We start from the raw sequence: 22,833 nt of genomic DNA, 5'->3' as shown, positions 1-22,833 counted from the left end.
CGGACGACAGATGTCCGGTCGGCCGCCGGCGGCCTCCGTTCGGCCCCGCGGCATCGACCCGACGACGACGGTCGACCGGACATGAAACCGATTCGATAGCAAAGTTTATACTGGCGAACTCACCATGGGGCTGTATGCGTTACTACCGCAGCGAGCGAGGCGGATCCATATCGCTGATCGCGGAAGACGACTCGGCAGCGTACGACCTCTCGGAGACGGAGGCGGGGCCGACGTCGTTTTTCGACCTCGCGTCGGCGGCGTCGCTGACCGACCGGACCGTCGACGACGTGGCGCGGGGGCTCGTCGACGAGGCGCCGACGGTCGAACTCGCCGCGGTCGAAGAGCACCTCGTCCGGCCGCTGGACCCCGACGAGGTGTGGGCCGCCGGCGTCACCTACTCCATCAGCCAGGAGGCCCGCCAGGAGGAGGGCGGGCTCGCCGAGTCCTACCTGGAGGCCTACGAGGGCGACCGCCCGGAGGTGTACTTCAAGGCGACCCCCAGTCGGACCGTCGGCCCGAACGACCGCGTCGGGATCCGCGGCGACTCCGACTGGGACGCCCCCGAGCCCGAGATGACGATCGTCCTCTACGGCGAGGAGATCGTCGGGTTCACCGTCGGCAACGACATGTGCAGCCGCTCGATCGAGCGGGAGAACCTCCTCTATCTGCCCCAGAGCAAGATCTACGCCAAGAGCTGCGCCATCGGCCCCTGCATCGCCACGGGGGAGACGGTCGGCGACCCGCTCGACCTGGAGATGCACATGTCGATCGAGCGCGACGGCGAGACGGTCTTCGCGGAGGGGACCTCGACCGCCGAGCTGGTCCGGAGCTGCGAGGAACTGGTCGACTACTACACCCGCTACAACGAGGTCCCCGAGGCGAGCGTCCTGCTGACCGGCACGTCGATCATGGTCCCGGACGACGTGTCCCTCGAGGAGGACGACGTGATCCGCATCGAGATCGAGGACATCGGCGTCCTCACCAACACCGTCGAACAGCTGTAGGCGAGCGGCGGGATTCATCCGCTGGCCCGAACGGGGACCCGTCGACACGGGGGAGGCGCATCACCGAACGGAGACCCATCGCCGGGCGGCGCGGCCGTCCCGGCGGTCCCGCCGACCGATCGTTTTATGATACCGCTATCGGATACCATACGACTGCATGGCAAACGCCCGCGTTACGGTCCACACAGAGGCAGGTATCGACCGGGTCGAACCCGAACTCCACGGCCACTTCGCCGAACACCTCGGCCGGTGCATCTACGACGGCATCTACACGGACGACTCCGTCGACGAGGACGGCTTCCGCGAGGACGTGGTGGCGCTGCTCGACGAGCTGGAGATGCCCGTGCTGCGCTGGCCGGGCGGCTGTTTCGCCGACGACTACCACTGGGAGGACGGGGTCGGCTCCGTCGCGGACCGCCCCCGCCGGCGCAACCTCTTCTGGGGCCAGGGCCGGGAGATGATCCCCGAGGAGTCCAACCGGTTCGGCACCGACGAATTCCTGCAGCTCTGTGAGCGGATCGGAGCCGAACCCTACCTGGCCGTGAACGTCGGCTCCGGCGATCCGGGGGAGGCCGCCAACTGGGTCGAGTACTGCAACTACGACGGCGACACCGAACTCGCCGACCGTCGGCGCGCCAACGGGCACGAGGACCCGTACGGCGTGCGCTACTGGGGCATCGGCAACGAGAACTGGGGCTGCGGCGGCAACATGGGCCCCGAACAGTACGCCGGCGAGTACCGTCAGTTCGCCACCTACATCGGGTCGATGGACGGCCAGCTGCTCGACGAGGACCTCGAACTCATCGGCTGTGGCTTCTCGAACCACGAGTGGAACCGCCGGTTCATGGAAGACATGACCGACGGCATCTGGCTGTCCGACATGCAGATGGACCACCTGACGCTCCATCACTACTACGGGCGGACGATGTCGATCCTCGACGGTGACGCCGAGGACTACGACGAGTTCCTCACGGGCGCGCTCGCGCTCGACGACCACGTCGAGCGCATCGCCGGAACCATCGAGGCGACGGCGTCGACTCGAAACGTGGGCGTCATCGTCGACGAGTGGGGCGCCTGGCACACCGAGGCCGACCCCGGGACCGGCCTCGAACAGCCAGGAACCGTCCTGGACGCGCTGTCGGCCGCCGCGGTGCTGGACATCTTCAACGACCACGCCGACGTGATGACGATGTCCAACATCGCCCAGACGGTCAACGTGCTCCAGTGTCTCGTCGAGACCGACGGCGACGACGCCTTCAAGCGGCCGACCTACCGCGTCTACGACCTCTACGCCCCCCACAAGGGCAACGAGGCCGTCACCACGTCCGTCGAGACGCCGACCCGCGAGGTCGGCGACGACGAACTCCCGCTGGTCGGGGCGTCGGCCTCCGTCGACGACGGCGAGGTGTACGTCACCGCGACGAACCTCGACACCCGCGCGGCCCACACCGTCGAGTTCACCGTCGAGGACGCGACGGGCGACGACGTGGACGCCTCGGTCCTCTTCGAGGGCCAGGAGCCGGACATGGTCGTCGACGCCGACAACGCCGACGCCTTCGCCGCCGACGACCTCGACGTGAGCGTCGACGGCGACGGTACCGTCACTGCGGAACTCGAACCGGGCACGGTCGCCGGCATCTCCGTCGAGTAACCGGCGGTTGGAACCGGTGGTTGGAGCCGGCGGTTCGGATCTCTGATCTTCCGCATCGGGACTGGGGAGAAGATCGTCGAGCGGCTGTAACTACGCTAAGATCGGGCCGGAGAGCGGAATCTAAGGTGGTCGTACCGTGTCTTACTGTGGCGGCGTCAGTTCCGTCGCTTGCTGAAGTCGCCGCCCTGATACTCGCCGACCTCGCGGTCGACGGCGAGCAGGTCCTGATCGATCCACCGAGCGATCCCTTCGCGCATTCGGAACGTGGCACGTTCGACGCCGAAGGTAACTTGCACCGTTCGGGCACCGACGAGTGACGTGTACATGATGTGAGCCGTCTTGTAGGGGTTGACCTGTCGGAAGATGCCCGAGTCGACGCAGTCGACGACGATCGCGGCGATCGTCGCGACGTTCTCGTCGTAGCGAGCCGAGAGTTTCTCGCGGAACTCGTCGTTGTGGGCGGCCCGAACCCGCAGTTCGGTGATCGCGAGCGCGAACGTTTCGCGCTGTTCCTCGCCCGGTTCGATGACGAACCGGTCGACGAACTCCACGAGACGCGCGAGCGGGTCCTCGGTATCGGAGTCCCGGAGGCGTTCGCGCCGCCATCCGATAGCCTGGTCGAGAAACGCGACGAGTAACTCCTCTTTCGTGTCGTAGTGATAGTGGAGGAGTGACCGACTCTTGTCGAACTCGTCCGCGATGTCCTGCATCGTGAGATCGGCGTAGCCGTGTTTGCACAGCGCGCTGTAGGTCGCGCCCATGATGGCGTCGTGAGTTTGGTCGGCCGATTCCGCAAAACTCATACTGCCAAGTCAGCCTCCTAATTGAATAATGTTTTGGCACTCGGGATCAGTAGCGTTATGGTTCCGCTGGCGCGACACTCCGCACTCTCATGCCCAGCCAGTACACCGTCGGCGTCGACGAGGTGACAATCGACGACGCGTTCTGGTCGCCGTGGATCGAGCGCAACCGCGAGGTGACCATCGAGTACCAGTACGACCAACTCGCGGAGTCGGGGACCCTGGAGAACTTCCGCCGGGTCATCGACGGGAAATCCGGCGGCTTCCAGGGGATGTGGTTCCAGGACTCGGACGCCTACAAGTGGCTCGAGGCGGCGAGCTACGAGCTCGCGAAGGCCGACGACCCCGACCTGCGCGAGCGGGTCGACGAGGTGATCGACCTGGTCGCCCGCGCCCAGGAGGGGTCGGGCTACATCAACACCTACTTCCAGCTCGTCGAGCCCGACAACCGGTGGACGAACCTCAACATCATGCACGAGCTGTACTGCGCCGGCCACCTGATCGAGGCGGCCGTCGCCCACCACGAGGCCACCGGCGAGACCTCGCTGCTCGACGTGGCCGTCGCCTTCGCCGACCACATCGACGACACGTTCGGCGACGAGATCGACGGCGTCCCCGGCCACGAGGGGATCGAACTCGCACTGGTGCGGCTCTACCGCGTCACGGACGAGGAGCGCTATCTCGACCTCGCTCAGTACTTCGTCGACCTCCGGGGCCACGACGACCGCCTGCAGTGGGAACTCGAACACTCCGACGAGATCGGCGGGGCCTCGTGGGACGACGGGGCGCTGATCCCAGCCGAGGGCGGTGGGAGCCTCCTGCTCGACGACGAGGGCGAGTACGTCGGCACGTACGCCCAGGCGCAGGCGCCCGTCCGCGAGCAGGAGGCCGTCGAGGGCCACTCCGTGCGGGCGACCTACCTCTACGCCGGCGTCGCCGACCTGCTCGCCGAGCGCGACGACGACGAGCTGCGCGCGGCGCTGGACCGGCTGTGGGCCAACATGACCGAGAAGCGGATGTACGTCACCGGCGGGATCGGCTCGGCCCACCGACACGAGGGGTTCACCGAGGACTACGACCTGCCCAACGAGTCGGCCTACGCCGAGACCTGCGCCGCCGTCGGGAGCGTCTTCTGGACCCAGCGGCTGTTCGAACTCGACCCCGACCCCGCCTACGCGGACCTGGTCGAGCGGACGCTGTACAACGGCTTCCTCGCCGGCGTCGGGATGGACGGCGAGGAGTTCTTCTACGTCAACCCCCTCGCGAGCGACGGCGACCACCACCGCAGCGGCTGGTTCACCTGCGCCTGCTGCCCGCCCAACGCCGCCCGGCTGTTCGCCTCGCTGGGTCAGTACGTCTACTCGACGGCCGGCGGCGAGCTGTACGTCACCCAGTACGTCGGCAGCCACCTCTCGACGACGGTCGACGGGACCGCGGTCGACCTCGACCAGGAGAGCGCGCTCCCGTGGGACGGCGAAGTGACGCTCGATATCGAGGCCGACGGGGCCGTTCCGGTCAATCTCCGGATCCCCGAGTGGGCCGCGGGCGCGACGGTCACCGTCGACGGCGGGGAAGTCGGCCACGACGGGTCCGGGTTCGTCCGCCTGGAGCGCGACTGGGACGGCGAGCGGGTCGAGGTGACGCTGGAGCAGGAGCCCGAGTTCGTCGCAGCCCACCCCGAAGTCGAGGCCGACGCCGGCCGGCTGGCCGTCGAGCGCGGCCCCCTGGTCTACTGCGCCGAGGCCGTCGACAACGAGCGGCCGCTGCATCACTACGCCGTCGACGAGACCGGGGCGCTCGAGGCGAGCCACGACGCGGACCGGCTCGACGGCGTGACCGTCCTCGAAGCGGACGCGACGGTCCCGGACCGCGACGGGTGGGACGGGGAACTGTATCGCTCCGTCGAGGAGACCGAGCGCGAAGAAACCGACCTCGAACTGGTGCCGTACTACGCCTGGGACAACCGCGACCCGGGCGCGATGGCGGTCTGGCACCGCCGGGGCTGACCCCCTGTCCCGAAATGTAGTTTTTTCTAGAATATGTTTAAGATTCCCCCGGATCGAATTCAGGTCGGCAGGCACGTACCGACCACTGTCAGACTGAGTCATTCCTACTCCCCCGTAGGATGCCGTCTCCACACCCGGTACTACGGCCATGCGTCACGGACCGCCTGCCACACTTCTCTCCCTCTCTCTGCATACCGACAGAGCGTATCGATGGTGGTCCCGAAACCATTCTAAATATGTCATATATTGGAATGTGGTAATTAGGGGTCGTAGAAAGGTGGGGGAAGGGGTCCGCGGGCGGGGCGAGCGGAAACCGACTCGAGCCGGGGACTCAGAGCGTGTCCGACCACTCGGAGTAAGTGGTGTTGAACTCGACGACGCCGACGACGTTGCGGAGCTGGGAGGGGATCTCCGAGCGGAACCGGTCGTCGGGCATGCGGTCGACGGGGGCGGAGACGCTGATGGCACCGAGCAGTTCGCCCGAGCGGTCAGAGACCGCCGAGGCGACACAGCGGACGCCCTCGTCGCGTTCCTCGTCGTCGAAGGCGACGCCGCGCTCGCGGATGGTCGAGAGGGTCCCGCGCAACTCCTCGGGGTCGGTGATCGTGTTGGAGGTCCGCCGGGAGAGCCGGTGGTCCGCGAGGAACTCGTCGAGCCGCTCCTCGGGGAGTTCCGCGAGGTAGGCCTTCCCGGCGGCCGTGCAGTGGGGGTCCTCGACGGTGCCGGCGTAGGTCGGCGGGTCGTCGACCGCGTCGCCGGTCGCCTGGTAGAGGGTGATCGCGCGGCCGTCGTGGACGACGACCAGGCGCGCCTGCTCGCCGGTCGTCTCCGCCAGCCGGTCGACGTTCGGCTTGGCCACGTGGTAGATCCGCTCGCCCGTCCGCGCGGTCGCGCCGAGCGTGAACAGCCCGAGTCCGAGCCGATAGCGGCCGTCCTCGGCGCGGAGATACCCGTCGTCGGCCAGTGTGGCGAGGTAGTGATGGACGGTGCTCTTCGGGAGGTCCAGGGCCTCGGCGAGTTCGGTCACGCCCGCGCTGTCGCGTTCGCGCACCGCTTCGAGGATCCGAAAGGCCGTGCCGACCGAGGCGATCCGGTCCCCGCCTCGGCTGTCACCGTCGCTCATGTCCCTCACTGTCGCGGCCCACACTTAACCGTGTCCCGCCGGCGCGTCGTCGCCCGGTCCGCCGACGCGGGGCGTCCCGCCGGCGCCGCTCTCGACCGGACCCGGTCGGAGCCGCCGTCGGCCGGGTCGGGGGCTGTCGCCGCTGGCCCGGTCAGATCCCGTCGCGGTCGGCGGCCTCGTAGATGCGGTCGACGACGCGCTGGACGGCCAGCGCCTGCTCGGCGGTGCAGCGGTCGGGCGGCTCGCCGGTCTCGACGGCCGCGAGGAAGGTCGCGAGCTCCTCGCGGAACGGGTCGTTGGCCGGGGGGATCAGCTCGCTGTCGACGTAGTGGTCGACCACGTCGGACCGGACCTCGTACAGCCGGAAGTCGCGGTGCTGGCCGTCGGAGGGGTCGACCGACTCCAGCGGCGTCGTGATGTCCAGGGAGACGCCGGCCTCGGTGCCGCGGATGTTGTACTCGTGGCGCCGGCGGGCGTTGGCCGCCCACGCGACCTCCAGGTGTGCGGTCCGGCCGCCCTCGAACTCGCAGAAGGCGGTCGCCGAGTCCTCCACGTCGTACATCTTCGCCTCGTCGTCCTCGCCCCACATCTCGAGGTAGGCGTAGTCCTCGCGGTCGCCGAAGTCCGAGCGCGTGGTCGCGACCACCTTCTCCAGGTCCGGCCAGCCGTAGAAGTCGAGCACGAGGTCGACGACGAACGACCCCACGTCGATGAGCGCGCCGCCACCCGCGATCTCCCGGGAGGTGTACCACGTCCCCAGCCCTGGGACCCCCCGGCGGCGCATGTACCGGGCGTCGATGTGGGTGACCTCGCCCAGCCGGCCGCTCTCGGCGTAGGCCTTCGCCAGCCGACAGCGGTTGCGAAACCGGTGGAAATAGCCGCACATGCAGATGCTGTCGGTCTCGTCGGCCCGCTCGACGATCCGCTCGGCGCTGGCCAGGTCGTGGGCCAGCGGCTTCTCGATCAGCACGTCCAGCCCCGCGTCGAAGGCCTTCAGCGCCGCCGTCTCGTGGAACTTGTTCGGCGTCGAGATGATCGCCGCGTCGATGCCGGCCGCGTACAGCTCGTCCAGCCCCTCGTACATCGTCGCGTCGTAGCGGTCGCGGAAGCGCTCCTTCGCCCGCGGGTCCAGGTCCACCGCGTGGACCGTGTGACCCAGCTCCTCCAGGAACTCCGCGTGTGTCTCCCCGTGCTCGCCGAGCCCGACGAGTCCGATGTCCATGCGGGCGGCGTCGTCGTCCATAGCCCACCCTGCAAGCGGACCGACGTATGGGTTTTGGTCACCGGGCCGCGCCGCCGCGACCGCACCGCCGAATTCAGATAAGATTCCTAACTATTCGGGATACTAAACAGAATTCGTATACATATCCCGGGCCGATCGCCGATGCCGGGCGACGCCGAACCGGCCGACGGCGGCGGTGACGGGAGGGAAACGTTGACGGTGGTACGGCCGGATTCCCACCACCATGGGCGAGTCGTACTTCAGGGGGCACGTGACCCAGCGGGGGATCGTCTTCGGCCCGGACGGGGACGTGTTGCTCGTGACGAGCGGGTTGCGGCCGTGGACGTTCCCGGGGGGTCGGATCGAGGCCGAGGCCGACCCCGAGGCGGCGCTCCGGCGGACGCTCCACGAGCGGGTGGGACTGCACACGACCGTCGAGGAGCCGGTCAAGACGGTGACCGACATCTGGGGGAGCGGCGACGAGCCGGTGTACGCGGTGCTGTACCGCGTGCAGGCCCGCAGCCGCGACGTGCAGCTGGGCGAGGACCACGACGACTACTGCTGGTACACGCCCGACGGCGCCGTCGAGGAGATGCACTTCAAGTCCCTCGAACAGGCCGTCGAGCGCGCGGTGGAGAACCACCGGGCCGCCGAGTGGACCGGGGAGAGCGACGGCCCCGGCGGCGAGTGAACCGGCCGGGGCAACCCGGCTCGGTTCGGGTCGTGTCCCGGCCGGTGCTCCGGGAGTGTTTTGAGGGCGCCGCCCCGACGGGGTGGTGATGGTCGACATACGCCGGCTCGACGAGGCGACCGTCGAGCGCATCGCGGCGGGCGAGGTGGTCGAGCGCCCGGCCTCGGTCGTGAAGGAACTCGTCGAGAACAGCCTCGACGCCGGCGCCACCCGGGTCGACGTGACCGTCGAGCGCGGCGGCAAGGACGGCGTCACCGTCGCCGACGACGGGGTCGGCATGACCGAGGACGAGGTCCGCCGCGCCGTCGAGGAACACACCACCTCGAAGATCCGCGACATCGACGACCTGGAGTCGGGCGTCGCCACGCTGGGCTTCCGCGGCGAGGCGCTGCACGCCATCGGCGCCGTCTCCCGGCTGACGATCACGACCCGTCCGCGGGCGGACCGCGACGTGGACAGTCACCGCGGGACGGAGCTCACCGTCGAGGGCGGCGAGGTGACGGGCGTCGAGCCCGCGGGCTGCCCGGAGGGCACCACCATCGAGGTCGACGACCTGTTCTACAACGTCCCCGCCCGCCGGAAGTACCTCAAGCAGGACGGCACGGAGTTCGCCCACGTCAACACCGTCGTCACGAGCTACGCGCTGGCCAACCCCGACGTGGCCGTCTCGCTGACCCACGACGGCCGCGAGACGTTCGCCACGACCGGCGGGGGCGACCGCCGCGAGGCGGTCATGGCCGTCTACGGCCGGGAGGTCGCCGAGTCGATGGTCGAGGTCTCGATGGGGAGCGGCGACGGCGCGGACGGCGCGGACGGCGACAGGGACGCCGCCGACCTGCCGGCGGCCCCGCTGGACGGGGTGTCCGGGCTGGTGAGCCACCCCGAGACCACCCGGAGCACCCGGGAGTACCTGTCGACGTACGTCAACGGCCGGTACGTCACCGCGAGCGCGGTCCGCGACGCCGTCATCGACGCCTACGGCCACCAGCTGGCGCCCGACCGCTACCCCTTCGCCGTCCTCTTCCTCGACGTGCCCGCCGGCGACGTGGACGTGAACGTCCACCCCCGGAAGCTGGAGGTCCGGTTCGCCGACGAGGAAGGGGTCCGCGAGCAGATCGAGACCGCCGTCGAGTCGGCGCTACTCGACGAGGGCCTGCTCCGCAGCGGCGCCCCCCGCGGCAAGTCCGCGCCCGAACAGGCCGAGATCGCGCCCGAACGGAGCGATTCCGACGCGAACGTGGAGGCCGACGCAACCGACGGCGAGGGCGCCACTGATGGGTCGGCGAGCCGGGACGACTCGTCCGGTGTGGCCGAATCGTCCGGCGGAACCGCGTCGGCGACCGCCGGCGAGTCGACCGCCGGATCGAGCGAGTCCGGGACCGACGGGACGGTCGACTCGACTACCGCGTCGACCACTGGCCCGACGTTCTCCTCGGACCCGTCGGCGCCCTCGCCCCGCTCGACGCCGCCGGGTACCGATCCGTCGAGGGGATCGGCCACGGAGAACGACGGGGACGCGGCCGTCGCGGACGCGAGTCCGGAGTCCGAAACGGAACCGGACGACGACCGGACGGCTTCGGCGTCGACTGCCGACGGGGCGACCCCGGAGTCGTCGGACGCCGGACCCGCGTCCGGTTCGGTGAGCGACGGGGCGTCCGCCGACTCGACGCCGACGGGCGACCGGGACGACCGGAGTCGCAAGTTCGCCGGCGGGCACGACCAGGCACGGCTCGGCGACGGCGAGCCGGTCGAGACGGGCGACGACGGGGCGTCGGCGTTCGACGCACTCCCCTCGATGCGGGTGCTGGGTCAGCTCCACGGGACGTACGTCCTCGCGGAGACCGACGAGGGGCTGGTCATGATAGACCAGCACGCCGCCGACGAGCGGATCAACTACGAGCGGCTGCGCGAGCAGTTCGCCGGCGAGACGACGACGCAGGCGCTCGCCCAGCCGGTCGAGCTCTCGCTGACGGCCCGGGAGGCGGAACTGTTCGAGACCTACGGTGAGGCGCTGTCGACGCTGGGGTTTCGTGCCGAGCGGGTCGGCGACCGGACGGTCGAGGTGCGAACGGTGCCTTCGCTGATGGCCGACACCGCCGACCCCGACCTGTTGCGCGACGCGCTGGCGGCGTTCGTCGAGGGCGAGGGGTCGGCCGCCGAGACCGTCGAGGCCGCCGCCGACGAACTGCTGGCCGACCTGGCCTGTTACCCCTCGATCACCGGCAACACCTCGCTGACAGAGGGGTCGATCACGGAGTTGCTCGAACGGCTGGACGACTGCGAGAACCCGTGGGCCTGTCCGCACGGCCGCCCCGTCGTCGTCGAGTTCGACGCCGAGGAGATCGAGGCCCGCTTCGAGCGGGACTACCCCGGCCACGGCGGCCGGCGGGACTGACCGATCGGGATCACCGGCGGAGTCCAGTTCGGGAACCGAGACGGCCGAAGTCACCCCGGTGGCCGATGGAACCCGACGGGCCTGTCGATCCCGCCGCCGACCCGCGTGTCACCGCCGACAGCTACGCGGAGCCGTCGCGGAACCGCTCGATCCGGATGTCGGAAACCCCGTCGTAGTCGTCGTCACCGTCGACCAGGAGCGTCGCCCCGACGTGTTCAGCCGTCGCCAGCGCGAACGAGTCGCCGAGCGCGGGGTTGTGCGCGAGGATGTGTTCCGAGGCGACTCTCCAGAGATCCCCGATATCCACGGTTTCGACCCCGATGTCGCCGAGCCAGTCGAGATACTCGTCGGCGGTCGCCCGGTCGTACTTCCGGGCGATGGTGTACCGGACCTCGGCGAGGGTCACGCAGCTGGCGTAGCCGGCGGTCCCCTCGACGGCGACCGCGTCGAGGTACGTCTCGACCACGTCGCCCCCGGGTTCGTCGTCCGCGTGTGCGATCAGCGGTTCGGCGTCGAAGACGACACTGTCGGGGACCGACATCACTCCTCCGACGAGAACCGCGCGTCGCGGTCCGATCGGTCCCGTTCCCGCTTCTCGCGGAGGATCTCGGTCGCGGGTTCGTCCGTCGATGCCTCGCTCCGGGCGGCGAAGCCGCGCATCTCACCCGGCGACCGGACTCGCTCGACCGTCACTTCGCCCTCGTCGGTCTCCCGGAACAGCACTTTTCCGGGAGCCTCGATCCCGAGTTTCTCGCGGAACCGTTTCGGAATCGTCGCCTGGCCGTGTTTAGTGACCGAAACGACTTCCCCCTCTGTATCGTTTGTACTCTCAGACTCGATCATCGTTCATAATAACGATACACTCATAGTAAAATATTTCTCCTGGTATCGGCGTCCCGTTCGAGGCCGTGGACCCCCGCTCCGTGAGTGCGGACGGCGCCTTTCCGCCCGTACTGATCACACGACGACCCCCCATGAACTAAACCGGATGCTGTCCATGGACGGGGTATGACAGAGCTGGTGACGTTCGGCGAGACATCGCTGCGGCTGTCGCCGGTGGGCGACGAGCGGCTGGAGACGGCCGAGGACGTGCGGATGCGGGTATCGGGCACGGAGAGCAACGTCGCAGTGGCGGCCAGCGCGATGGGCGCCGACGCGACGTGGCTGTCGAAGCTGCCCGACTCGCCGCTGGGCCGGCGCGTCGAGCGGACACTGCACGCCCACGGCGTCGACACGGAGGTCGCGTGGGCCGACGACGCCCGGCAGGGACTCCAGTTCGCCGAACAGGGGCCGACGCCGCGGGCCGAACGGCTGGTCCAGGACCGCGAGGGGGTCGCCGCGGCGTCGGTGACGCCCGGCGAGTTGCCGATGGACCGGGTCCAGCGGGCCGACGCCACGTTCGTCGCCGGGAGCACGCTCTCGCTGTCGGGCGACATCGTCGAGACCGCCGAGGCGGTCCTCCGGGCGGCGGGCAGCGGGCTGGTCGCGATGGACCTCGACTTCCAGCCCGGCCTCTGGTCGGTCGAGACGGCCCGCGAGACGCTCGACGGCGTGTTCGACGCCGTCGACGTGCTGATCGCAAACGAGGACCAGGCCCGGGCGGTCTTCGACCGGACGGACGAACCCCGGAAGTTCGCCCACGCCATCGCCTCGAAGCGGGACTTCGACACGGTCGTGATCACGCGCAGCGAGCGCGGAGCGCTCGTCTGCAGCGACGGCGTGATCCACGAGCAGGACGGGGTCGAGGTCGACGCGGTCGACCCGGCCGGCCAGCACGAGGCATTCACCGGCGCCTTCCTCGAACGGGTCCTCTCGGGTGCGGGTGCGAGCGAGGCGCTGACCTACGGCGTCGCGAGCGCGACGCTGGCGCGGACGATCCCCGGCGCGATGACGACCGCGACCCGCGCGGAGGTCGAGTCGCTGGCCGCGGACCTCGACGACGGTCGCTGACGGCGGTTTCGTCGCCGAACGGCCACAGACGGGGCGACCGCGGGACCACCGGCGCCCGGATCCCCCGGACGGCGGAGAGATGCCAACAGAGATATGAGGCCGCCAGCCGAGGGTCCACCCAGCTATGTCACGGGTACGCACGCGAGCGGTCACGGTCGTGTTCACGGTGCTCGTCGCCAGCGCGTCGTTCGTCGGGGGCGTCGGCGCGCAGTCGTCGGACACCGTTACGCTCACCGTGACCGTCGTCGACGAGGGGGGGAATCCGCTTTCCGACGCGGAGCTGTCGGCCACGTGGGACGGCGGGGGGCCGGTCGACCGCACCACCGCCGGCAACGGGAAGGCGTTCGTCGACGTGGCCGAGGGGGCCGACGTGACCATCCACGTCGACCACCCGAACTACGTCCGCAACCACCCCTACGTCGTCGAGAACGCCAGCGAGAGGGACGTGACCATCGAGGTCGCCCGGGCCGGCCGGGCGACGGTCACCGTCGAGGGCAGCGAGGGGCCGCTCGGCAACGCGATCGTCCGCATGTTCCACGACGGCCGGCCGGTGCTCAACGAGCGGACGGCCGCCGACGGCCAGTACAGGACCCCCGAGATCGAGCAGGGCAACTACACGCTCGTCGCGTTCAAGGAGGGATACCTGCGAAACCGGACGACGCTGACCGTCGACGGCGAGGTCAGCGAGACCATGCAGGTCCGCCAGGCGTCGGTGCTGGTCACCTTCACCGTCCGCGACGACCACTTCGACCCGCCGCGGGCGGTGACGGACGCCAACGTCACCGTCCCTGGCGTCGCGGACGTGACGACCCAGGGGACCGGCACCGTCACCGTCAGCGTCCCCGTCAACGACGCCTACGAGGTGCGGATCACGAAGCCGGGCTACGAGTCGGTCACCGAACGCCTCCAGGTCCGCGAGTCCGAGACCTCGCTGAACGCGACCATCCAGCGGACGCCCGCCATCGGCGTCCGCGCCGACAACGACCGCGTCGTCGTCGGCGAGCCCGTCCGGGTGACCGTCAGCGACGAGTACGGCAACCCCGTCGCCAACGCGTCGGTCAGCCGGGCGGGCACGGCGGTCGGCGAGACCGACGGGGACGGCGTCCTCAGCGTCCCGGTCGAGACCGCCGGCAACGTCACCATCTCGGCCGAGGCCGACGGGCGCGAGGCCGCGGTCACCGTCGAGGGCGTCCAGCCCGGCGGCGCGTCGACGCCGACCGCGACCGACTCGCCGACCGACTCGCCGACGGCGTCCGACACCGCGACCGGGACAGCGAGCGGGTTCGGACCCGGTCCGGGCGTCGCGGGCGCGCTCGTCGCGCTCGTAGTCGGGAGTCTGCTCGCCCGGCGCCGCGGCGAGTGACCGGTCCCGCCGGGCCGGAGCCGTCGGCCGCTGGTTCCCGGTGTCCCTATATAGCGATACGGTCGGGAACGTCCCGCAGGGGAGTCCAAACCGGAAATCGTCGCCGCGTCGCGGGGGTTTAGGTCCGGGGGAGTGAACCCCCGACCATGGCCGCGGAGTCGCCGAGCGTCCGGTCGACCGTCCGGCAGTTCCTCTCGCTGGAGCGGGACGTGCTCGTCCTCTCCGTCGCGATGTTCGCGTTCAGCCTCGGCTTCCAGATGACCGGCCGCTACCTCTCGGAGTACCTGGTCGTCCTCGGCGCCTCCCCCTTCGTCGTCGGCCTCTACGGTTCCTTCGGCAACATCATCAGCGCGGTCTACCCCTACGCGGGGGGCGTCTTCTCCGACCGGGTGGGCTCGCGGTACGCCCTGACCCTGTTCGGCCTGCTGTCGACGCTCGGGTTCCTCGTCTGGCTGGTCGCGCCGCTCGTCGGCCCCGTCGATCTGGGCGCCGTCGTCCTCGAACCCTGGGTCTGGATCTTCGTCGGCCTCGTGCTCGCCCAGGCCTGGAAGTCCTTCGGGCTCGGAGCGACGTTCGCCATCGTCAAGCAGAGCGTCCCCGACGACCGGCTGGCTCGCGGGTTCGCCAGCACCGAGACGTTCCGGCGGACGGCCTTCCTCCTCGGCCCGCTGCTGGCCGCCGGACTCCTCTTCGTCTTCGCCGGCGGCGCCGCCGAGGAGGCGATCCTGCCGGGGTTCCTCTACGTGCTCGGCGTGGCCGTCGTCTTCGGCGTCGTCGCGACGGCGGTCCAGCACGTCAGCTACGAGGCCGACGCCGACTCGTTCGGCACGGAGTTCGAGGGAGTCGACCAGATCCGCTCGGACCTGGCCGACCTGCCCGAGCCCCTCCGGCCGCTGCTGGTCGCGGACACGCTGGTCCGGTTCGCCAACGGCATGGTCTACGGTTTCTTCATCCTCGTGGTCACCCGCATCTGGGAGCTCGACGCGACCCTCTTCGGGTTCTACCTCAACCCGGCGGTCCTCTTCGGCGTCCTGCTGGGCGTCGAGATGGTGGTCGCGCTGGCCTCGATGGCACCTGCGGCGGTCGTCGCCGAGCGGGTCGGCCTCAAGCCCGTCGTCGCCGTCGGGTTCGCCGTCTACGCCGTCTTCCCGGTCCTGCTGATCTTCGCCCCGGCGGACCCGCTGGTCGTGACGCTGCTGTTCGCGTTCTCCGGGCTGCGCTTCGCCGGCCTCCCTTCCCACAAGGCGCTCATCGTCGGCCCCGCCGAACGGGACGCCGGCGGCCGCGTCACCGGGGCGTACTACCTCCTGCGAAACACGATCGTCATCCCCAGCGCCGCCCTGGGCGGCTACCTCTACGACAGCGACTGGACCGTCGTCCTGCCCGCCGGCCCGCTCGACACGCTCACTGCGGGCCCGGAACTCGCCTTCTCCGTCGCGACCGCCGTCGGCGTCGTCGGCGTCGCGTACTTCCTCGCCTTCGGCGAGGAGTTCGCCGCCTACGCCTGATAGGCGAGGAGTCGCCACCTACGCGCGGGGCCGGCGACAGCCCTTTCTCCGCGGGCGTGGTAGTCGATCACATGGCGATCGAAGACGACCGTCCGGGCAGCGACATGACCGACCGGGAGGTCGAGGCGCTCCACGAGGTCGAACTCGGCGTCGAGTGGCTGCGCCGGGCCCACGGCAAACTCGTCGCGTTCCACCACAACACCGGCCACGCGATGGAGCACTTCGCCGAGGCCGAAGAGTTGCTCCGCGAGAGCGGTCACACCGACCTGGCCGACGAGATCCGCGACAGCCACCTCCCGCGCGGCGTCGTCGACGAACACCGCTGGTCGTACGACGTGCTGGAGTCGTTCGAGGACGACTTCATGGCCGACGTGAGCGGGCTGGCCGACCGCGCCCGCGCCGACCTGGCCGACGGCCGCCGCCACGTCGCCGAGCGCCGCCAGGAACACGAGTGGAAGCGCGACGCCGAGCGGGAGTAGCCGGACGCATCGCTCGTCGGCGTCGCGGATGCACCACTCGTCGGCGTCGCGGACGCACCACTCGCCGGTCGCCGGGCGTACCGCGGCGAGTGGCGGTTGCGCTCCGGGTCGGACCCGTCAGTGGTTCTGGATCGCGTCGATGACCATCGCCGCGGCGACGATGGGCTCTTTCGGTACGTCGGTGGCGTCGTCGATGGTGATGTCGTAGCGGTCCCGGAGCGAGACGTGGCCCTGGATCGTGCCGACGTGGTCGCCGTCGGCGTCGGTGATCTCGTACTTGTGGGGGATGAACGCGCCCAAGGGGAGGTAGTGGCGCGCGACCGTGTAGAGGGCGCCCCGCGAGTCGATCTGGGCGAGCGCCTCGCCGGTGTCTGCGTCCCGCACGGTCCAGGTGTCCTGGAAGATCGAGAAGTCGTTGTCGAGGACGACGAGCTCCTCGTCCGTCTCGGCGTCGATCAGGGCGTAGTTGCCGGCCACGTCCATGATCCCGCCGGCCTTGACGGTGAACACGTCGTTGCCGTCCCCGTCCGTGAACGGGAACTCCTCTTTCATCTTCATCAGCTTCTGCTTGCCCCGCAGGACCACGTTCCCGGCGGCGTCGGTCGCCTTGTACTTGTTGCGGATCAGCGACTGTTCGACCGTGTAGCTGTCGTCTCCCAGCTCGATCCCCGCGATGTCGTACGTCCCGGTCATGTTCGCCCTAACTGTTCCGCCCCTGGTATTTAAATCTCGGCGTCAGTAGTGCCACACGGGCCGACCGCCGCGCTCGCCGGTCAGAAGAAAAACAGCGCGTCCGACAGGTCGTCGGTCAGCGCCGCGCCGTACGCCGATATCTCCACGGCTTCGGCGTGAGAGACCCGCTCGCCCCGGTCCGGGCCGTAGCGCGCTCGCAGTTCCCCGCGGAAGCGGTCGGCGACGTTGACCTCGGTGTTCTCGGCGAAGTAATCGATCCCATCGTCGGCGAGCCACTCGCGGCGCTCGGCGTCCCCGTCGGGCACCTCGTCGAGCACGCCGAAGGTGTATGGGAGCCACTCGTACATCTGGGACTCGTGGCAGTCGAGGGCGTCGAGCTTTCGGTCCTCCACGTCGGAGACGTCGAGGACCACGTCGGGTTCGAACGGTGCGGGTTTCTCGAAGCCGTCGGCGACGTAGCCGAACACGGGGTTGTCGTCCATCGGCGGGGTGTCGGGACAGACGTTCGGGACGATGAGCATGTAGGCGGTGTCGCGGAGCAACTCGGCGGTGTAGCGGTGGTCGGGGTGGTAGTCATCGGGCCGCGGGCCGAGTACGAGGTCGGGGTCGACCTCGCGGACGAACCGGATGAGTCGCCGGCGGTGTTCGAGCGTGGGTTCGAGTTCACCGTCCGGGACGTCGAACACCTCGTAGTCGACGCCGAGCGTCTCGGCGACGGCCTCGGTCTCGCGCTTCCGGCGGGCGGCGACGGCCTCGCGGTCCTGTTCGTGGTGGCCCGCGCTCCCGTCGGTCACGGAGAGGAAGGTCACGTCGCGGCCGGCCTCGACGTACTTGGCCGCGATGCCGCCCGCCTTGATCGAGCAGTCGTCGGGGTGGGCGCCGACGACGAGGAGACTCGGGTCGGTCACGCTCGCCGATCGGACCCGGGGCACCGAAACCGTTGGGTCCGCCCGTGGGTCGCCGAAACCCCGGTTCCGGCCGGCCGCCCCAGTCGGAGAGGCCGCCCAAGTCGGGGAGGCCGCCCCAGTCGGAGAGGCCGCCCAAGTCGGGGAGGCCGCCCCAGTCGGAGAGGCCGCCCAAGTCGGGGAGGCCGCCCCAGTCGGAGAGACCTACCGGGGCGAGGGTGCTTTTTGTCGCTGGGATCCGTACGGGACGTATCCGACGGTGACCGTTCCGGCGCGTCGGGACTATCATGGAATACGGAACGAGCTACTTCGGCGTGCGCAACCGGGACCACGCGGCGCGGGACCTCGACCGGTTCGCCGAGGAGGGCCTGAACGCGGTGTTGCACACCTACAGCGAGCGCGACCGCATGTACTACGAGGGGACGATGGCGGACATCGTCGCCGAGAGCGCCGAGCGGGGCTTCCGGACCTACGTGAACCCCTGGAGCGTCGGGCGCGTCTTCGGCGGCGAGGCGCTCTCGGAGTTCGTCGGCCGGAATCCCGACGCCTGCCAGGTCACGAACGAGGGCGAGCGGGTCGCCGCGGCGTGTTTCAACCACCCCGACTTCCGGGCGTACATGCGCGAGTGGACGCGCTCGGCGGCGGGGCTCGGCGCGGACGCCCTCTTCTGGGACGAGCCCCACTGGTTCATCCCCGAGTGGTTCGACCGCGAATTCCCCGACGGCGCCTGGGGCTGTCGCTGCGAGCGCTGCCGTTCGGCCTTCGAGGCCGAGTACGGCCGCGAGATGCCCCGCGAGGAGACCGACGACGTGCGGGCGTTCAAAGCCGACTCCCTGCTCGCGTTCCTCCGGGAGATGATGGCGGTCGCCGCCGACGACGGCGCCGAGAACGCCGTCTGTCTCCTGCCCAGCGAGGACGCCGAGCACGGCCTGACCGACTGGGAGACGCTGGCCGTCTGCGACGACCTCGACGTGATCGCCACCGACCCGTACTGGGGGGTCTTCGAGGGCGCCGGCTCGCCCGAATCCTTCGTCGGCTACTTCGCCGAGAAGGTGGTCGACCTGGCCGACCGCCACGACCTGCGGAGCCAGATCTGGATCCAGGGGTTCCGGCTCGGGCCGGACGCGGACGAGGCGGTCAGGACGGCGACCCGGACCGCGATAGAGCGCGACGTGGACAGCGTGTTCACGTGGGGCTACGACGGATGCGCGTCGATCTCCAGCATCGCCTGCGCGGAGCCCGACCGGGTCTGGCGGGCGTACCTCGACGAGGTCCAGGCCGCACAGTCGCGCGACGACTGACCGACCGGCTGCCCCGTCCGGGCTTCCCCGATACCGCCACTTTATCCCGCGAACCGCCCAACGGGGGGGCATGTCATCGAACGGCGTCTACGCGGAACTGGGCGTCCCGACGGTCGTCAACGCCGCGGGGACCAAGACGCGGATCGGCGGCAGCCGCATCCGTCCCGAGGCGCGCGAGGCGATGGACCGCGCGGCCGAGGCGTTCGTCCGGCTCTCGGACCTGCAGGCGGCGGCGAGCGACCGCATCGCCGAGGTGACGGGTGCCGAGGCCGGCTACGTGACCAACGGCGCGGCCGGCGCGCTCCTCCTCGGCACCGCGGCCTGCATCGCCGGGACCGACCCGGGCGTCATGGCCCGCCTCCCCGACACCGGGGGCGTCGCCGACGAGATCGTGATGCCCCGGACACACCGCACCGGCTACGACCACGCGCTCCGCACGGCCGGGGCGACCATCGTCGACGTGGGCACCAACGACGCGACGCTCGGCACCGGCGCCCGCAACGTCGAGCCCTGGGAGTACGCCGACGCCATCGGCGAGGACACGGCGGCCGTCGCACACGTCTACAAGGCCTACGAGGGACCGCCGCTGGCCGAGGTCTGTGAGGTCGCCCACGACCACGGCCTCCCCGTGATCGTCGACGCCGCGGCCGAACTCCCGCCGGCGTCGAACCTCTCGTGGTTCACCGAGCAGGGCGCCGACCTGGTCGCTTTCAGCGGGGGGAAGGCGATCCGCGGACCACAGACCACGGGTATACTCGCCGGCCGCGCCGACCTGATCGAGTCCGTCGCCGCACAGCACCTCGACACCCACGCTGCCGAACCGGTGTGGGACCCGCCGGAGCGCCTCCTCGACGCCGACCGCTTCGACGGCGTGCCGCGCCAGGGCGTCGGCCGCCCGCTCAAGGTCGGCAAGGAGGAACTGGTCGGGCTGCTGGCGGCGCTCGACGCGTTCCTCGAGGCGGACCAGGACGCGCTCGGCGACGAGTGGCGCGAGCGGGCCGAGGGAATCGCCGGGGACCTGGACGCCGTGGACGGCCTCGCGACGACGATCGAGGGCGGCGCCAAGTCCGTCGCGCCGACGGTCTCGGTCGCCGTCGACGCCGAGCGGGCGGGGGTCTCGGCGGCCGACCTCGTCCTCGCGCTCAGGCGCGAGGATCCCCGGGTGTTCGTCGGCGCCGACGGCGTCGACGACGGGACCGTCACGGTGAGTCCGATGTGTCTCACCGACGACGAGGCCGAGTACGTTGTCGAGCGGGTGCGGGCGAACCTGGCGGGGGAGTCCGGGGGCTGATCGGGCGCCACGGTGGACCGAACATCGCCGCTCCGCCGGACCGGAAATCGGCGTCTCATTGGGTCGGGAAACTCCACCTCGGCGGACCGGGAAACCGACAGCGTTTCACACCACCGGGCCTTGACCCAGGGTAGATGAGCAAAGACAACACGCTCTAGCAGTAACCATAATGTGTACATAGTTTTATTATCGAGGCGCTACAGCACCTGATATGGCCAAAGACGACGACATCCACATCGCCATCACATCAGAACGGAAGCAACGGTGGCAGGAGTTCGTCGAAGAAGACGAGAACATCGATTCGTTAACGGAACTCGTCCGGCACGGGGTGGAGGGTCACATCGAGCGTGCGCAAGCAGGCGGTAGTGGCGACGGAGGTGTAGAGGTAGACTGGGAGCCTGTACTACAGCCTTTGCAGGAGCTGCAACAGGGGATGGAACAAGCCGTCGATGGAATCGACGAAATCAACGAGCGAGTGTCCGAAACAAGTGAAATAGCAGAACTAGCGGATACGATTTACCCACTACTACCGGAAGCATCGAGTCCATCCGAACTAGACGACGCACGGAAAGAATTGCCTGACGACGCTACCCACAAGGACAAAGCCATGGCGACTGGTGATGCACGCCATTTTGCAGAACTATGGGATAGAGATCTTGGGACTGTGATGCAGGCACAGACTTTCGCGTCTAACGAAAATCCAGAGGTGCAAATCAACGATACGGGCGAGACGATGGAGGCGTACATCTACACACCTGAACCAAATCCTGAAAGCGAACCGGAGCAGGGAGAGAATCGATGACGACGGAGAAGCAGGACATTCAGCACGTGCCGAGAAGCTATCAGACGTACATCAAGGCGGGTGATACGCGGCCTGAGTCAGATCATAGACAGCTGCTGCGTGTCGATGATTACCTAGACTTTGCAGGCACTGACTACGTCAATCACGACCCAGATGATATCGGGGCGTACATCCAGCACTGCATCGTCGAACGAGAGAACGCTCGAGGATACGTGCAGCAACAATTCTTCTTCATCCGCAAGTTCTTCGACTGGCTTGTTCCGAAAGAGAGGGATGAGAATCCTGCCGACTATATCGACACTGAACACTACTTCGGAAAGGGGAATCCGCCTGCGAAGAAGGAGCAACAAACGCCTGATGAAGAAGATACGATTTATTACTTTGAGCCTGAGGAAGTGGACGAGCTAATTGCTAACGCACCGTTTCCTGCTGCTCGCTCCCGGTTTCTGATAAAATTGATGCACACGACGGGGCCGCGAGCGAAGGAGGTGAAGCGGTTACGCTGGGATGATATTGATGAGGACAAGCGTGTGGTGACGTATATCACGGCGAAGAAACGTGGGAAGACGGACCCCCGCGATGTGCCGTACCCAGCGACTTTGGATCGGTATTTGCAGAATTGGAAGCGGAAGCAGCGGACACGACTTGGTGGGGATGACCCGAAGTATGTGTTTACAGGCCGTGAGAGAGACGAAAATGACGAGCTGCGGCCTATCTCGGTGCGGACGATTAACGAGGATACGGTGAAGCAGGCTGTTGAGAATGCTGATTTGCAGGAGACGTTGTATGTGGATGCGAATGGGCGTGAGCGGAAGAAATACACCAGTCATGCGTTGCGCCACTCATACGCTGTGGCGTTCGTGGAGGCGGGCGGGGACATCAAGTCGCTGAAAGACTTGCTCGGGCATACCTCGACGGAGATTACGGAGCGGTATTTGCAGTTTAAGACATCTACGTTGCTGGATATCGGACGGAAGTATGGACCGAAGTAAGTGTGAACCTTGGGTGTGACTCCGTAGAGTCACAAAGTGACATCCCAAATACCTTTTAGTGGTGTCGGACCGAGAACGGCTGTATGGGCGAAGAACATCCGCCTGGGTATGTCAATCCGGGATACGGGGACAGCGAACAAGATGAGGAAGCGGAAGTCTCGAACGCAAGTGAGGAACTGCTTGTAGAGTATTATCAAGAGGAGGGGATCGATGATTTTGCGGAGTTCACAGTCGTTCACTACGAAGATGAGGATTCGTGGGAGGGTCGATGGGGTGATGGTCGGACAGACAGGGTTGAGTCGCTCCCCGCGGCGCTTGAGGCGTTAGCTGATGAGTTTCGAGAGATGGACGGTTAGTCTGGACTGTCCACGGCCATCAGCGCGTTGAGTTCCTCGCTAGTCAGTTGTTGTGTTTTGCGGGCTTGTGCGGCTGCGATGGAGCGTTCTACGTCTTCTTCGCTTCCGTATTTTTCTCTGATTTTGTCGGCGCTAAGGGTCCCTTCTCGCAATCTTTTAAGATCGTCTCGAAAGGTGTCGAAGTCGTATTTTGACATACTCACCAGTAACACTCCGCCCATGGAATAACCCTTGGCCGGGACGGTTACATGTATATCCGTATATTCGGTTAGACAGACAGTCAACTACACGATTAGACGAC

22 protein-coding genes are annotated in these 22,833 nt (G+C 68.2%); 14 read left to right on the top strand and 8 right to left on the bottom strand.

Translation table 11 applies throughout. The features are described from left to right. The first annotated feature begins 134 nt into the window (after nucleotides 1–134). Nucleotides 135–1,004, top strand: a complete 870-nt coding sequence (locus tag ACMGFG_RS17070) for a fumarylacetoacetate hydrolase family protein (protein WP_436931527.1) — start codon at nucleotides 135–137, stop codon at nucleotides 1,002–1,004. A 157-nt stretch (nucleotides 1,005–1,161) separates the two neighbouring features. Continuing rightward, nucleotides 1,162–2,655: an alpha-N-arabinofuranosidase gene (locus ACMGFG_RS17065; protein WP_436931526.1), complete on the top strand. Its 1,494-nt coding sequence runs from the start codon at nucleotides 1,162–1,164 to the stop codon at nucleotides 2,653–2,655. A gap of 155 nt (nucleotides 2,656–2,810) precedes the next feature. Here the strand turns inward: ACMGFG_RS17065 and ACMGFG_RS17060 are convergent, their stop codons facing one another. Continuing rightward, nucleotides 2,811–3,458: a TetR/AcrR family transcriptional regulator gene (locus ACMGFG_RS17060; RefSeq protein WP_436931525.1), complete on the bottom strand. Its 648-nt coding sequence runs from the start codon at nucleotides 3,456–3,458 to the stop codon at nucleotides 2,811–2,813. Between the two features lie 89 nt (nucleotides 3,459–3,547). On the opposite strand from ACMGFG_RS17060, the gene ACMGFG_RS17055 reads away from it, so the two are divergent. After that, nucleotides 3,548–5,461, top strand: coding sequence for a glycoside hydrolase family 127 protein (locus ACMGFG_RS17055; RefSeq protein ID WP_436931524.1), 1,914 nt, complete (start codon nucleotides 3,548–3,550; stop codon nucleotides 5,459–5,461). A gap of 331 nt (nucleotides 5,462–5,792) precedes the next feature. Here ACMGFG_RS17055 and ACMGFG_RS17050 read toward each other — a convergent pair whose 3' ends face one another. Next, nucleotides 5,793–6,584 (bottom strand): IclR family transcriptional regulator, encoded by a 792-nt coding sequence (locus tag ACMGFG_RS17050; protein ID WP_436931523.1) that lies wholly within the window; start codon nucleotides 6,582–6,584, stop codon nucleotides 5,793–5,795. A 151-nt stretch (nucleotides 6,585–6,735) separates the two neighbouring features. After that, nucleotides 6,736–7,827 (bottom strand): Gfo/Idh/MocA family protein, encoded by a 1,092-nt coding sequence (locus ACMGFG_RS17045; RefSeq protein ID WP_436931522.1) that lies wholly within the window; start codon nucleotides 7,825–7,827, stop codon nucleotides 6,736–6,738. 223 nt (nucleotides 7,828–8,050) lie between these two features. On the opposite strand from ACMGFG_RS17045, the gene ACMGFG_RS17040 reads away from it, so the two are divergent. Continuing rightward, on the top strand, nucleotides 8,051–8,497 hold the full coding sequence (locus tag ACMGFG_RS17040) for an NUDIX hydrolase (RefSeq protein ID WP_436931521.1): 447 nt from the start codon (nucleotides 8,051–8,053) through the stop codon (nucleotides 8,495–8,497). A gap of 88 nt (nucleotides 8,498–8,585) precedes the next feature. Continuing rightward, nucleotides 8,586–10,892 carry a DNA mismatch repair endonuclease MutL gene (gene mutL, locus ACMGFG_RS17035; RefSeq protein WP_436931520.1) on the top strand — a complete coding sequence of 769 codons (2,307 nt, stop codon included), beginning with the start codon at nucleotides 8,586–8,588 and terminating at the stop codon, nucleotides 10,890–10,892. Between the two features lie 121 nt (nucleotides 10,893–11,013). On the opposite strand, the gene ACMGFG_RS17030 is transcribed toward mutL, so the two are convergent. Both ACMGFG_RS17030 and ACMGFG_RS17025 read right to left on the bottom strand, forming a co-directional pair. Continuing rightward, nucleotides 11,014–11,433 (bottom strand): PIN domain-containing protein, encoded by a 420-nt coding sequence (locus ACMGFG_RS17030; RefSeq protein WP_436931519.1) that lies wholly within the window; start codon nucleotides 11,431–11,433, stop codon nucleotides 11,014–11,016. Continuing rightward, entirely contained in the window at nucleotides 11,433–11,735 is a 303-nt protein-coding gene (locus tag ACMGFG_RS17025) for an AbrB/MazE/SpoVT family DNA-binding domain-containing protein (protein ID WP_436931518.1), read from the bottom strand. The genes ACMGFG_RS17030 and ACMGFG_RS17025 overlap by 1 nt, the downstream gene beginning before the upstream one ends. Before the next feature lie 165 nt (nucleotides 11,736–11,900). On the opposite strand from ACMGFG_RS17025, the gene ACMGFG_RS17020 reads away from it, so the two are divergent. From ACMGFG_RS17020 to ACMGFG_RS17005, 4 genes are all read left to right on the top strand, one after another. Continuing rightward, on the top strand, nucleotides 11,901–12,842 hold the full coding sequence (locus tag ACMGFG_RS17020) for a sugar kinase (protein WP_436931517.1): 942 nt from the start codon (nucleotides 11,901–11,903) through the stop codon (nucleotides 12,840–12,842). A gap of 124 nt (nucleotides 12,843–12,966) precedes the next feature. Next, on the top strand, nucleotides 12,967–14,205 hold the full coding sequence (locus ACMGFG_RS17015; RefSeq protein WP_436931516.1) for a carboxypeptidase regulatory-like domain-containing protein: 1,239 nt from the start codon (nucleotides 12,967–12,969) through the stop codon (nucleotides 14,203–14,205). Between the two features lie 146 nt (nucleotides 14,206–14,351). Next, nucleotides 14,352–15,713 carry an MFS transporter gene (locus tag ACMGFG_RS17010; RefSeq protein WP_436931515.1) on the top strand — a complete coding sequence of 454 codons (1,362 nt, stop codon included), beginning with the start codon at nucleotides 14,352–14,354 and terminating at the stop codon, nucleotides 15,711–15,713. A 71-nt stretch (nucleotides 15,714–15,784) separates the two neighbouring features. Continuing rightward, nucleotides 15,785–16,192: a hypothetical protein gene (locus tag ACMGFG_RS17005; protein ID WP_436931514.1), complete on the top strand. Its 408-nt coding sequence runs from the start codon at nucleotides 15,785–15,787 to the stop codon at nucleotides 16,190–16,192. A gap of 117 nt (nucleotides 16,193–16,309) precedes the next feature. Here ACMGFG_RS17005 and ACMGFG_RS17000 read toward each other — a convergent pair whose 3' ends face one another. Beyond that, complete coding sequence (locus ACMGFG_RS17000; protein WP_436931513.1) at nucleotides 16,310–16,885, bottom strand: LURP-one-related/scramblase family protein; 576 nt, start codon at nucleotides 16,883–16,885, stop codon at nucleotides 16,310–16,312. An 80-nt stretch (nucleotides 16,886–16,965) separates the two neighbouring features. Continuing rightward, nucleotides 16,966–17,793 carry a PIG-L deacetylase family protein gene (locus tag ACMGFG_RS16995; protein ID WP_436931512.1) on the bottom strand — a complete coding sequence of 276 codons (828 nt, stop codon included), beginning with the start codon at nucleotides 17,791–17,793 and terminating at the stop codon, nucleotides 16,966–16,968. A gap of 281 nt (nucleotides 17,794–18,074) precedes the next feature. On the opposite strand from ACMGFG_RS16995, the gene ACMGFG_RS16990 reads away from it, so the two are divergent. The 5 genes from ACMGFG_RS16990 to ACMGFG_RS16970 all read left to right on the top strand — a co-directional run bounded on the left by ACMGFG_RS16990 (nucleotide 18,075) and on the right by ACMGFG_RS16970 (nucleotide 22,532). Continuing rightward, complete coding sequence (locus ACMGFG_RS16990; RefSeq protein WP_436931572.1) at nucleotides 18,075–19,091, top strand: alpha-amylase family protein; 1,017 nt, start codon at nucleotides 18,075–18,077, stop codon at nucleotides 19,089–19,091. 70 nt (nucleotides 19,092–19,161) lie between these two features. Beyond that, nucleotides 19,162–20,382, top strand: a complete 1,221-nt coding sequence (locus tag ACMGFG_RS16985; protein ID WP_436931511.1) for an aminotransferase class V-fold PLP-dependent enzyme — start codon at nucleotides 19,162–19,164, stop codon at nucleotides 20,380–20,382. A gap of 211 nt (nucleotides 20,383–20,593) precedes the next feature. Further along, nucleotides 20,594–21,184 (top strand): hypothetical protein, encoded by a 591-nt coding sequence (locus ACMGFG_RS16980; protein WP_436931510.1) that lies wholly within the window; start codon nucleotides 20,594–20,596, stop codon nucleotides 21,182–21,184. Then, the gene (locus ACMGFG_RS16975; RefSeq protein ID WP_436931509.1) at nucleotides 21,181–22,176 is read left to right on the top strand and encodes a tyrosine-type recombinase/integrase; all 996 of its coding nucleotides are present in this window, start codon (nucleotides 21,181–21,183) and stop codon (nucleotides 22,174–22,176) included. Before ACMGFG_RS16980 ends, ACMGFG_RS16975 begins: the two co-directional genes overlap by 4 nt. Nucleotides 22,177–22,259: 83 nt before the next feature. Then, nucleotides 22,260–22,532 carry a hypothetical protein gene (locus ACMGFG_RS16970; protein WP_436931508.1) on the top strand — a complete coding sequence of 91 codons (273 nt, stop codon included), beginning with the start codon at nucleotides 22,260–22,262 and terminating at the stop codon, nucleotides 22,530–22,532. Here the strand turns inward: ACMGFG_RS16970 and ACMGFG_RS16965 are convergent. After that, complete coding sequence (locus tag ACMGFG_RS16965) at nucleotides 22,529–22,729, bottom strand: hypothetical protein (protein ID WP_436931507.1); 201 nt, start codon at nucleotides 22,727–22,729, stop codon at nucleotides 22,529–22,531. The genes ACMGFG_RS16970 and ACMGFG_RS16965 overlap by 4 nt on opposite strands. Nucleotides 22,730–22,833 lie beyond the last annotated feature (104 nt).

The organism is Halosimplex halobium, assembly GCF_051414055.1.
In the GTDB taxonomy this organism is placed as follows: Archaea; Halobacteriota; Halobacteria; order Halobacteriales; family Haloarculaceae; genus Halosimplex; species Halosimplex halobium.
The sequence above is the reverse complement of the archived record's forward strand: the minus strand, read 5'-3'. Positions and strand labels throughout refer to the sequence as shown.

Bases quoted from the DNA above. Each gene is read 5' to 3' on its own strand.
- mutL (WP_436931520.1), top strand. From the start codon at position 8,586: ATGGTCGACATACGCCGGCTCGACGAGGCGACCGTCGAGCGCATCGCG.
- ACMGFG_RS16965 (WP_436931507.1), bottom strand. From the start codon at position 22,729: ATGTCAAAATACGACTTCGACACCTTTCGAGACGATCTTAAAAGATTG.
- ACMGFG_RS16970 (WP_436931508.1), top strand. From the start codon at position 22,260: ATGGGCGAAGAACATCCGCCTGGGTATGTCAATCCGGGATACGGGGAC.
- ACMGFG_RS17070 (WP_436931527.1), top strand. From the start codon at position 135: ATGCGTTACTACCGCAGCGAGCGAGGCGGATCCATATCGCTGATCGCG.
- ACMGFG_RS16980 (WP_436931510.1), top strand. From the start codon at position 20,594: ATGGCCAAAGACGACGACATCCACATCGCCATCACATCAGAACGGAAG.
- ACMGFG_RS17010 (WP_436931515.1), top strand. From the start codon at position 14,352: ATGGCCGCGGAGTCGCCGAGCGTCCGGTCGACCGTCCGGCAGTTCCTC.
- ACMGFG_RS17025 (WP_436931518.1), bottom strand. From the start codon at position 11,735: ATGATCGAGTCTGAGAGTACAAACGATACAGAGGGGGAAGTCGTTTCG.
- ACMGFG_RS17050 (WP_436931523.1), bottom strand. From the start codon at position 6,584: ATGAGCGACGGTGACAGCCGAGGCGGGGACCGGATCGCCTCGGTCGGC.
- ACMGFG_RS16985 (WP_436931511.1), top strand. From the start codon at position 19,162: ATGTCATCGAACGGCGTCTACGCGGAACTGGGCGTCCCGACGGTCGTC.
- ACMGFG_RS17045 (WP_436931522.1), bottom strand. From the start codon at position 7,827: ATGGACGACGACGCCGCCCGCATGGACATCGGACTCGTCGGGCTCGGC.
- ACMGFG_RS16975 (WP_436931509.1), top strand. From the start codon at position 21,181: ATGACGACGGAGAAGCAGGACATTCAGCACGTGCCGAGAAGCTATCAG.
- ACMGFG_RS17065 (WP_436931526.1), top strand. From the start codon at position 1,162: ATGGCAAACGCCCGCGTTACGGTCCACACAGAGGCAGGTATCGACCGG.
- ACMGFG_RS17040 (WP_436931521.1), top strand. From the start codon at position 8,051: ATGGGCGAGTCGTACTTCAGGGGGCACGTGACCCAGCGGGGGATCGTC.
- ACMGFG_RS17055 (WP_436931524.1), top strand. From the start codon at position 3,548: ATGCCCAGCCAGTACACCGTCGGCGTCGACGAGGTGACAATCGACGAC.
- ACMGFG_RS17005 (WP_436931514.1), top strand. From the start codon at position 15,785: ATGGCGATCGAAGACGACCGTCCGGGCAGCGACATGACCGACCGGGAG.
- ACMGFG_RS17060 (WP_436931525.1), bottom strand. From the start codon at position 3,458: ATGAGTTTTGCGGAATCGGCCGACCAAACTCACGACGCCATCATGGGC.
- ACMGFG_RS17015 (WP_436931516.1), top strand. From the start codon at position 12,967: ATGTCACGGGTACGCACGCGAGCGGTCACGGTCGTGTTCACGGTGCTC.
- ACMGFG_RS17020 (WP_436931517.1), top strand. From the start codon at position 11,901: ATGACAGAGCTGGTGACGTTCGGCGAGACATCGCTGCGGCTGTCGCCG.
- ACMGFG_RS17030 (WP_436931519.1), bottom strand. From the start codon at position 11,433: ATGTCGGTCCCCGACAGTGTCGTCTTCGACGCCGAACCGCTGATCGCA.
- ACMGFG_RS17000 (WP_436931513.1), bottom strand. From the start codon at position 16,885: ATGACCGGGACGTACGACATCGCGGGGATCGAGCTGGGAGACGACAGC.